At 29.9% G+C, this 9655-nt stretch carries 11 protein-coding genes, 1 tRNA gene and 1 other RNA gene; 2 read left to right on the forward strand and 11 right to left on the reverse strand.

Going from position 1 to position 9655, the window contains the following annotated elements:
* Positions 1 to 441: 441 nt before the first annotated feature.
* The 8 genes from BM384_RS17720 to dnaX form a co-directional block, all read right to left on the reverse strand.
* Positions 442 to 612 carry a hypothetical protein gene (locus BM384_RS17720; RefSeq protein ID WP_090014049.1) on the reverse strand — a complete coding sequence of 57 codons (171 nt, stop codon included), beginning with the start codon at positions 610 to 612 and terminating at the stop codon, positions 442 to 444.
* A 115-nt stretch (positions 613 to 727) separates the two neighbouring features.
* Positions 728 to 1948 (reverse strand): ABC transporter permease, encoded by a 1221-nt coding sequence (locus tag BM384_RS12425; protein ID WP_090014051.1) that lies wholly within the window; start codon positions 1946 to 1948, stop codon positions 728 to 730.
* Positions 1948 to 2862, reverse strand: a complete 915-nt coding sequence (locus BM384_RS12430; RefSeq protein WP_090014052.1) for an ABC transporter ATP-binding protein — start codon at positions 2860 to 2862, stop codon at positions 1948 to 1950. The genes BM384_RS12425 and BM384_RS12430 overlap by 1 nt, the downstream gene beginning before the upstream one ends.
* Before the next feature lie 297 nt (positions 2863 to 3159).
* The gene (locus BM384_RS12435; protein ID WP_175537368.1) at positions 3160 to 3393 is read right to left on the reverse strand and encodes a pro-sigmaK processing inhibitor BofA family protein; all 234 of its coding nucleotides are present in this window, start codon (positions 3391 to 3393) and stop codon (positions 3160 to 3162) included.
* Between the two features lie 32 nt (positions 3394 to 3425).
* Complete coding sequence (locus tag BM384_RS12440; RefSeq protein ID WP_090014056.1) at positions 3426 to 3707, reverse strand: DUF2508 family protein; 282 nt, start codon at positions 3705 to 3707, stop codon at positions 3426 to 3428.
* 201 nt (positions 3708 to 3908) lie between these two features.
* Positions 3909 to 4505: a recombination mediator RecR gene (recR, locus tag BM384_RS12445; RefSeq protein WP_090014058.1), complete on the reverse strand. Its 597-nt coding sequence runs from the start codon at positions 4503 to 4505 to the stop codon at positions 3909 to 3911.
* Between the two features lie 82 nt (positions 4506 to 4587).
* Positions 4588 to 4929 (reverse strand): YbaB/EbfC family nucleoid-associated protein, encoded by a 342-nt coding sequence (locus BM384_RS12450; RefSeq protein ID WP_090014060.1) that lies wholly within the window; start codon positions 4927 to 4929, stop codon positions 4588 to 4590.
* Positions 4930 to 5000: 71 nt separating this feature from the next.
* The gene (dnaX, locus tag BM384_RS12455) at positions 5001 to 6626 is read right to left on the reverse strand and encodes a DNA polymerase III subunit gamma/tau (RefSeq protein ID WP_090014062.1); all 1626 of its coding nucleotides are present in this window, start codon (positions 6624 to 6626) and stop codon (positions 5001 to 5003) included.
* Between the two features lie 155 nt (positions 6627 to 6781).
* Here dnaX and BM384_RS12460 point away from each other — a divergent pair, with 155 nt between their 5' ends.
* Together BM384_RS12460 and BM384_RS12465 are read left to right on the forward strand one after the other, a co-directional pair.
* The gene (locus BM384_RS12460) at positions 6782 to 7573 is read left to right on the forward strand and encodes a thymidylate synthase (protein WP_090014064.1); all 792 of its coding nucleotides are present in this window, start codon (positions 6782 to 6784) and stop codon (positions 7571 to 7573) included.
* A complete protein-coding gene (locus tag BM384_RS12465; RefSeq protein ID WP_090014066.1) occupies positions 7573 to 8061 on the forward strand; it encodes a dihydrofolate reductase in 489 nt (162 codons plus the stop codon). The genes BM384_RS12460 and BM384_RS12465 overlap by 1 nt, the downstream gene beginning before the upstream one ends.
* Positions 8062 to 8221: 160 nt before the next feature.
* On the opposite strand, the gene ffs is transcribed toward BM384_RS12465, so the two are convergent.
* The 3 genes from ffs to lgt form a co-directional block, all read right to left on the reverse strand.
* An RNA gene (ffs, locus tag BM384_RS12470) (signal recognition particle sRNA large type) lies at positions 8222 to 8485 on the reverse strand.
* 3 nt (positions 8486 to 8488) lie between these two features.
* Positions 8489 to 8579 (reverse strand) — tRNA-Ser (locus tag BM384_RS12475).
* Positions 8580 to 8799: 220 nt separating this feature from the next.
* A complete protein-coding gene (gene lgt / locus BM384_RS12480) occupies positions 8800 to 9576 on the reverse strand; it encodes a prolipoprotein diacylglyceryl transferase (RefSeq protein ID WP_090014067.1) in 777 nt (258 codons plus the stop codon).
* Positions 9577 to 9655 lie beyond the last annotated feature (79 nt).

Below are 9655 nucleotides of genomic sequence, written 5' to 3' on the forward strand. Positions count from 1 at the left end.
ACCCTTTTTTAAAAAATATTATTTTTTAAAATTTACTTGACTATTATTAGCTGGTCTTTACTTAGCTTATCGCCATTTTCTTCCAAAAATCGCTTTTTTCTGTTTATAATAAAAAAGAAGTTATATAAAAAAATTAAATATATTATTACAACCTCTTTGTTATTTTGATTTTAAATATTTAATTTTGTTATTATAATATTAAATTTTTTTGTGTTTATTAATTAATATCTTAATATCATTTTTCTTCCATGTCAATATATTCTTAAACATTCTTTTTTTTAGTTATATGATAATTATAATGAATTTAATACATAAAATAAATATATTATAAGTTTATTCCAACAATTTAGAATAAAAAATATAGGTACGATTTATTTTTCTTTTTATAAAATAAAAACATACCCATACACTTAATAATATTAAGTTTTAAATATTATTTGTTTATTTGTCAAAATAAAGAACAGACTCTGTTTCTCTACAATATTTCACACACATACATTGTGCTAATCTTCTTGGACACTTATAACATAAACATTGTACGTCGTCTCCATTACACTTCCCATCTCTCTTATCAGGACAATCACTGCAATTTACACCTGTACCTGCTGGCATAACACCATCTCCATTCTATAAATCTAATTTATACACCTAGTACTCACTATATATTATACATTTTTATCACAATAAAAAAATGGACCTGCATCCATAAAGTGCAAGTCCATGTTTTTTAAGCTAGTATATCTTTTTTACAGAATATAAAATGTGCTAAAGAATAGCTTATTACAATTGTTAAGCACATTATTACAATTCCAAATTGAAGAGTAATATTAGGATTTTGGAATGCTTGAACAATATCTCCCGTAATTACTTCAACAGTTGATCCATAGTTAAAGAATATAAGATGTGCTATTTTAGATACTCCACTTGAAATTAAACTGCTCATTGTTACTGCAACGGGAATAATTACTGATACAGCCATTGTTATCATACTGCTATTAAATATTGCTGATATTAAAAATATAAATGCACAACATGCTATTATAAATAAAATTTGCAATAAGAATCCTTGAAGCAGAGCAGTTCCTCTTGTAGACATAATGCCACTTCCATTTACTTGAGTTAATGTAGGAAGTCCTGCATCAGTTAAGTTATTATAATCCCACATATATTCCACACCTATTCTTAAAGGCATTTTTCCACCTTTAGCACCTGCTATGGCACTAATAACTCCAAAAGCTATAATCTCTAAACATCCAATTAATCCAACTACAGTAATAACAATAGATATAAACTTAGATAAAATTATTTTTCCTCTTGATACTGGCTGAACTAATAAAAACTTAAATGTTGCTGGAGTTGCTTCTCCAGAAACTACATCACTCATAAACACAGCTATTCCTGCTGCTAAAATAACCATCCCAAGTATTTTCATGATACCTTTTGCAAAATTCACCCCATCAAACATCCATGATTCAATAGGCTTTTCATTATTATCTAAAAATTTATTAATCTCCTCTAATCTTTCTTCACTATATTCTTTAAGTGATTCTGAAATATTTCCTTCATTAATATTAGCTGTTAATTCTTCCTTTTCTAAATTTAATTCCATTTTCCATCGTTCTTCTTCGCTACTATTAACAATCTTTTCATACTTAGCTATATCCATATCTAAACTTTTATTACTTGCTTCCATTGAAGCTATCATTTCCTTAGATTTTTCATCATTATTATTTTCTAAGCGCTTAATCTCTTCATTATTAGATTCTTTTTGTCTATTGAAATTTTCAAGCTGATGTTCTGGAGACATATAGAATTCTGTTTGTTTACTTTGTTTATAAAATACAAAACTCATTCCTGTAATAAAAACAGCAAATAGTGCAAATATAATCCAAGTCTTTGCCTTGCTAAATGTTTTTATAAGTTCATTTTTTACTAATGTTAAAATCATTATCTTGCTCCCCCCTCAACAAGTTCAATATATTTTTGCTCTAACTCATTTCTATCTTTATATATCTCTAATATTCTTATATTGTTATCTATTAATACTTTTAATACCTCATTTATTGTTCCTGATTGTAATAACAAATGAATATTTTCCTCCATAACTTTTGCAGAATTGACAGTTTTCACTTCATTTAATACCTTCACAGCCTTCTCCATATTTCCATCTATAACCAAAGTCATACTGTCTAATTTAGTTTTTAAACTATGCTCTTTAATACTTTCTACAGATTTAATAACTCCATCATTAATAAATACAACCTTATCACATAAGTTTTGAATCTCACTTAATATATGAGATGATATAAAAACTGCCATCTTTCTTTCTCTTGCAGCTTTCTTAACAATTTCTCTAAAATCTAATATTCCTGAAGGATCTAATCCATTTGTAGGTTCATCTAAAATTAACAATTTAGGATCCCCTATTAAAGCAGCTGCAAGGCCAAGTCTTTGCTTCATCCCTAAAGAATACTTACCAACTTTATCATTAATTCTATCTTCTAACCCTACTAATTTTATAAGTTTTTCAATCTCTTCTTTTGGAACTTTTCTTATTCTTGCAATCTGCATTAAATTTTCTATTCCTGATAAATATTTATATAACTCAGGATTTTCAACTACAGCTCCAACATTCTTTAATGCCTTTTCTTTATTCTTTAATACACTGTTTCCACATATTAAAATATCTCCATTAGTAGGTGATATTAAGCCTGTCAACATTCTTATAGTAGTAGTCTTACCAGCTCCATTCGGACCTAAGACTCCAAACACTTCTCCTTCTTCAACTGAAAAACTCAAGTCTTTTATTATCTCTCTTTTTCCTAAGACTTTCTTTAAAGATTTAACTTCTAAAACATTCATTATTTTCCCTCCCTATCTATAAAATATATAATAACTTCCAAAACTTAATAATTTCTGGTTATCATCCTTAATATTTTCTTAAAATAAGCTTAAAAAACAAAGTGGCTGACGTCACGCTTTTTAGTGCAGGAAGCAGCTTTCTTTTGCGGCACTACAATTATCTTTTTAATGTCTTTCCCATCTTACTGAAATCACATATTTATCAAGTTTTACTCACTTGAAAATTTTACATTTTCTTAGACATTAAAAAATAACCTGCAAAGTAATTGTTATTAATTACTTTACAGGCTATTTATCTTAAAACAATAATGAAAGTAGTATAAGAGCTGCCACTCCAGGTATTCCTAATATACCAGCAATTAAAGCAGTTACTATATTAATACCTATATGAATTCCAAAACCAGCTCCTAAAAAATTAACTATATATAATAGGAAGATTCCGAAAATACCATTTAACAATATTTTAAATGGCCATTTAAAAAGCTTTATTAATACTACCAAAGCAACTATTCCTATTATTCCATAAATCATTAGTTCCAAAAAAACACTCCCCCCACTTCTTACTATTCTGCTATTTCTAAATATTTATCTATCATATGGGCTTTGCTAACTGAAATTCCTTCTTCCTTAGCTTTTTTTAATAAGTGTTCAAAACGTCTTGTTGCAGCATCTTCAGAATATATAGCTACTTCTATAAGATTAGAATCACTTACATTATTAAATATGTTTTTTGCTGTATCTATTTCAATTAAAGCATATTCTATTTCACTAATGAGCTCACTATCCTCTTGTACATCTTTACGTATTAATTTCAAAATATATTCTAAAATATTTAATTTATTCATGTTTCGCCTCCAAAATTTTATTTAGAGTATTAACACTTTTTTTGTATTTTATTCAATTTATTATATTTTAGCAGTAACACTTTTTCTATATAAACGTATATTGATTGTATAAGAAGCTTTTCACTCATTATCAAACAAAACTTCTAAAACTCCCATCTATCTATTTATAGGATCTAAGATAAATTCTTAGATCCTCCCTTTTTATAGCTCTTTTCTTCCTTCTAATGCTTTAGATAAAGTAACTTCATCAGCATATTCAAGATCTCCTCCAACAGGAAGTCCTGAAGCTATTCTTGTAACCTTAACATCTAAAGGCTTTAATACCTTTGATATATACATAGCTGTAGCTTCACCTTCTATATTAGGGTTAGTAGCTAATATTACTTCCTTAACATCTTCATTCATTCTAGATATAAGTTCTCTTATTCTTATATCTTGAGGCCCTCTTCCATGCATTGGTGAAATATTTCCGTGTAACACATGATACATTCCATTATATTCTTTAACTTTTTCCATAGTCATAATATCTTTAGGTTGTTCAACAACACAAATAATGCTCTTATCTCTATTAGGGTTTCCACATATAGCACAAGGGTCCTTATCAGTAAAGTTTCCACATACAGAACAATACTTTATAGTTCCTCTTGCTTTAACTAAAGCATCTGCAAACTCTTTAACTTCATCTTCTGGTAAATTTAAAACATGTAAAGCTAACCTTTGAGCAGTTTTTTGTCCTATACTTGGTAGCTTTGCAAATTCCTCTATTAATTTTTCTATTGCAACTGGATAAAAATCCATACTAAAACATCCCTTCAAAACTTATAAGTTAAAAATAAGGCATACAAGCCCCGCTGTGCTGTATGCCTATTGTAATTTAATATTAGAATAAACCTGGCATATTCATTCCGCCTGTTAATTTACCCATCTTATTAGCTGTATTTTCATCAGCTTTTCTTAATGCTTCATTAACAGCACTAAGTACTAAGTCTTCTAACATTTCAACGTCATCTTCATCTACAACTTCTGGCTTAATATTAACACTTAAAAGTTCTTTCTTTCCATTAACCTTTACTGAAACAGCTCCACCACCAACGGAAGCCTCAAATTCTGATTCTTCTATTTCTTTTTGTGCTTGTTGCATTTGCTTTTGAAGCATTTGAGCTTGTTTCATTAAGTTATTCATGTTGCCTCCGCCGAAGCCACCAAATCCGCCTTTTGCCATAATAACTTCCTCCTTAATATTAAATCTATTTTTTATTATATAGTATTTTTTACTACAATACTATTTAAATTTTACTCATCAATTATTTCAACAAAGGATTCTCCAAAGGCATCAAGTAATACATCTTCAGGAGTTCTTTCATCCCTTCCTCCATCTTCAACTACAAACTTCACCTTTACATTTTCTCTTAAAACTTCAGAAACCACTTCATTAACAACTTTGTAATTATCTGTTTTCTCAAGTCTCTGCTTATTAAAGGCAAATTGATCACCATATTGAATAGTAATAACTCCATTTTGACATGCTACTGGTCTTCCTGTAACTATAGAAGCATAAATAACCATTGCTCTTCTTGCTTTAAATGCTTCTAATATATCCTGCCATGCTCTTTGTACATCAGTAATACTAAGCTTAGAATCTCTATTTTCTTCAATTTTTACACTTGATACTGGTGCTGAAGCTGTACGCTTTATAGGAGTCTTACTAGATGATTGTGCATTTTTATTGTCACCTTGAGGTGCTACCTGAGCTGAAACTGCAATCTTTCCACTCTTTAAAGCCTCTTCCATTCTATTAAGTCTAGCTAAAATAATTTCATTTGATGTATCATATTCTATTTTACACATCTTTATTATAGCAAGTTCTAAATATAAACGAGCCTGTTTACTTAACTTTGCATTTCCTTCTGCCTCTTGAAGTATTCTTATATCTCTCATTATTTCTTCTACTCTTATTCTTGCACCTTGTTCCTTTACTCGTGCAATATTCTCTAAAGACATATCTAAAACTTCTTCTGGATTATTTGTTACCTTAATCATTAATAGATTTCTAAAATGCTCAACTAAATCTTTAATAAATAAGTGAATATCTTTACCTGCAAAAACTAAGTCTTCTATTATAACCATAGCTTTTTCTATATTTCTTTCAATAACTGCAGAAGTTAAATTAAATAAATGTTCATTAGTTACTAATCCAAGCATATTAATAAGAGAGCTATACTCTACTGCACCATCTCCCATAGAAATAGCCTGGTCTAATATACTTAATGAATCTCTCATTGCTCCATCAGAAACTCTCGAAATAAGTTCAAGACACTTATCTTCTGCTAAAACTCCTTTAGCATCAACTATTTTTCTAAGTCTTGCAACGATTTTTTCATTACCTATTCTCTTAAAGTCAAATCTCTGACATCTTGATAAAATAGTAATAGGTAATTTCTGAGGATCTGTTGTTGCTAATATAAATATTACGTTTTCTGGAGGTTCTTCTAATGTCTTTAAGAATGCATTAACTGCCCCAATAGACAGCATATGAACTTCATCCATTATGTAAACTTTATACTTTGCTTCTTGTGGAGGATACTTAGAATCTTCAATAATATCTCTAATTCTATCTATTCCGTTATTTGATGCAGCATCTAATTCTGTTACATCTATTGCTAATCCATCATTGATTTTTTTACACATTTCACACTCATTGCATGGCTCTCCATCATGTGGGTTTAAACAATTTAGTGCTTTAGCCATTACCTTTGCAGTAGAAGTCTTTCCTGTTCCTCTAGTACCACAGAAAAGATATGCATGTGCAATTCTATCATTTAATATCTGATTTTTTAATGTTGTTGTAATATATTCCTGTCCTACTACATCTTCAAAATTCTTTGGTCTCCATTCTCTATATAAAGCTGTATAAGCCAAGGCATCCACCTCTCTATCGTCAATAACTAATATTACTTACTATTATACACTAATTATAGTTTTTTAGTATATTTGTTTCTTTACTCTATGTTATGTAACCTATGTTATGTATAATAATATAAGATTAAAATTTTGTGTTTAAGGAGAAAAAAATTATGAGTAGTTATGACAGACAATACCTTTCAATAGTTAGAAACATATTAGAAAATGGTTATTATGATAAGAATAGAACAGCTGTTGCCACATATAAACTTCCACATCAAATTATGCAATTTGATCTTTCAAAAGAATTTCCTATACTAACAACTAAATTTGTTGCTTTCAAAACTTCAGTAAAAGAAATGCTTTGGATATATCAAAAACAATCTAATGTAGTTGAAGAGCTTAGAAAAATGAATGTTAAGGTTTGGAATGAATGGGAAGGTGAAGATGGAACTATAGGCAAGGCATATGGTTACCAAATAAAAAAATTCAACCAAATAGATAACCTTATAGATGCTTTAAAAAATAATCCTCAAGACCGTAGAATGATGTTAAATCTTTGGAACTGGGCAGATCTTCCTGAAATGAACTTAGCACCATGTTGCTTCTTAACAATGTGGGATGTTACAGATGGTAGACTTAACTGTATGCTTGTTCAACGTTCTGGAGATATGGGACTTGGTGTTCCTTTTAACACATGTCAGTTTGCAGTTTTAACTCACATGTTAGCACAAGTTGCAGGACTTAAACCAGGATTATTAACTCACGTAATAAATAATGCTCACGTTTATGAAAACCAAGTTGAAGGATTAAAATTACAACTTACAAGAGAAAATGAAGCATATGAAGCTCCAACTTTCTGGATGAACTCAGAAGTAAAAGACTTCTATGCATTTACACCAGATGATTTTAAACTAGAAAATTACAAGCATCATGATGCAATAAAAATGGAGGTAACTGTTTAATGTTTTCTGCTATTGTGGCTGTTGCTAGCAATAATGTAATTGGTGGCGACAATAAATTATTATGGCATATATCTGATGACTTAAAGAGATTTAAAAGTATTACTACAGGACACACAATTATAATGGGAAGAAAAACTTTCGAATCTTTTCCAAAACCACTACCAAACCGTCATCATGTAATTTTAACTAGAGATAAAAATTATAAAGTTGATTCAGATGAGGTAACTGTTGTACATGATGTCGAAACAGTTATGAAAATGTATGAAAACTCAGGGAGCGAAGTTTTTATAATCGGAGGTGGCGAAATTTATAATTTATTGTTACCATACTGTAGTAAATTGTATCTTACAAAAGTAAATAAAAATTTTGAAGGAGATACTTACTTCCCTGAAATTAATTTCGATGAATGGAACATAGATGAGAGTTCAGGAGAATTAATTAACGAAAAAGATAATCTTTCATATGAATTTATAAATTTATCAAGATAAAAGATAAGAAAAGAGCTGTATCACTAAATAGTGTACAGCTCCTTTCTTATCCTATTGTCCTATATTGTTAATCCTATTGAAGAGTAACCCAAAATTAATCTAAATTTTTCATAAAAAAAGCCTTCCTTTGTAAAGAAGGTCTTTATATCAAAATTATAAACCGTGCACTCTAGTTCGAATATGATTCATATGCGTTACCCATGTAGTTAGCTCAAGCCAGATTAATCCACGGCACACGAAAGTGACCACTTATCGCTGCTTCCTTCCGGACCTGACGAGGTTCATGGGTTCCGTTGCGTGGGACCCGACTATCAACACCACTTGCATGGGGCAGACCATACTCGGCATACCCTCCCTAGAGAATTAAATCCTGCTATAGCGGATTGCAGGTTACAAGACACCGCTAACTTCCCATCTAGCACGGCATTGGCGGAGAAAGTGGGATTTGAACCCACGATAGAGTAAACCCCTATACACGCGTTCCAGGCGTGCTCCTTCAACCACTCAGACATCTCTCCATACCTAAATAATCTCCATTACATTTATAATATGCATTTAGTTAATTAATTATACAATTTTGATACTTTATCATTCTAGCACAAATGTTATTGTTATTCAATAGAAACATTTCTCTATTACTATATTATATATTTTTATACTTATGTATTCAATTTATAAATAGCACAAAAAAGAAGCTTTTAACTTAGATTAACACTAAATAAAAAGCTTCTTTCACAATTATTTTGAACTATCTCTTCTTATCTTTAATATAAGCATTATTATGATTCCTGCTACTATTCCCATTCCGCTTACTAATTGAGCAACTCTAATGCTTCCAAGCATTAAGCTATCTGTTCTTAATCCTTCAATAAATACTCTTCCTAATGAATATAGTAAAATATAACTACAAACTACATAACCATCTTGCTTATCTGTTTTCTTATATAAAATAATCATTAGTATTATGAAAACTAAAATGTTCCATAAAGATTCATATAAAAATGTTGGATTATAATATAATCCTCTAATATACATCCCATCTTGAATAAACTTTGGAAAATGACTTATAAATTCCTTACTAACTACTCCTCCATGAGCTTCACCATTCATGAAATTACCCCATCTTCCAATGGCCTGAGCTAATACAATTGAAGGTGCCGCTACATCCATATACTTTGCTAAATTTATCTTTTTAACCTTAGCAAAAATAATTACTACGATTAAGGAAGCAATTAAACCTCCATGAATAGCAAGTCCTCCTTGACGTATATTAAACACATCAGCTAAGTTATCCCTATAATCATTAAACTGAAATATTACGTAATATAATCTAGCTCCTATAATTGCAAAAGGAAAAGTCCATAAGAATCCATCTGTCACCATATCAAAATTTAGTTTAAGCTTCTTACAATTATAAGATGCTACTGCTAAAGCAACTAAAACACCTATTGCAATTAATATTCCATACCATCTGATTTCTAAACCAAACAATTCAAACGCTATTGGATTATTCATTTTCACATCCTGCTACTCAAAATATGGACAATTATACCCATATCGAGATTTTTCCTTATTCATCGTGTCCTATTTTGTA

The organism is Clostridium sp. DSM 8431 (assembly GCF_900116755.1).
In the GTDB taxonomy this organism is placed as follows: Bacteria; Bacillota; Clostridia; order Clostridiales; family Clostridiaceae; genus Clostridium.

What these genes read in the sequence shown, in the direction of transcription:
- BM384_RS17720 (WP_090014049.1), bottom strand. Translation starts at nt 612, where the DNA reads ATGCCAGCAGGTACAGGTGTAAATTGCAGTGATTGTCCTGATAAGAGA.
- BM384_RS12435 (WP_175537368.1), bottom strand. Translation starts at nt 3,393, where the DNA reads ATGATTTATGGAATAATAGGAATAGTTGCTTTGGTAGTATTAATAAAG.
- BM384_RS12425 (WP_090014051.1), bottom strand. Translation starts at nt 1,948, where the DNA reads ATGATTTTAACATTAGTAAAAAATGAACTTATAAAAACATTTAGCAAG.
- recR (WP_090014058.1), bottom strand. Translation starts at nt 4,505, where the DNA reads ATGGATTTTTATCCAGTTGCAATAGAAAAATTAATAGAGGAATTTGCA.
- BM384_RS12430 (WP_090014052.1), bottom strand. Translation starts at nt 2,862, where the DNA reads ATGAATGTTTTAGAAGTTAAATCTTTAAAGAAAGTCTTAGGAAAAAGA.
- lgt (WP_090014067.1), bottom strand. Translation starts at nt 9,576, where the DNA reads ATGAATAATCCAATAGCGTTTGAATTGTTTGGTTTAGAAATCAGATGG.
- BM384_RS12465 (WP_090014066.1), top strand. Translation starts at nt 7,573, where the DNA reads ATGTTTTCTGCTATTGTGGCTGTTGCTAGCAATAATGTAATTGGTGGC.
- BM384_RS12440 (WP_090014056.1), bottom strand. Translation starts at nt 3,707, where the DNA reads ATGAATAAATTAAATATTTTAGAATATATTTTGAAATTAATACGTAAA.
- BM384_RS12460 (WP_090014064.1), top strand. Translation starts at nt 6,782, where the DNA reads ATGAGTAGTTATGACAGACAATACCTTTCAATAGTTAGAAACATATTA.
- BM384_RS12450 (WP_090014060.1), bottom strand. Translation starts at nt 4,929, where the DNA reads ATGGCAAAAGGCGGATTTGGTGGCTTCGGCGGAGGCAACATGAATAAC.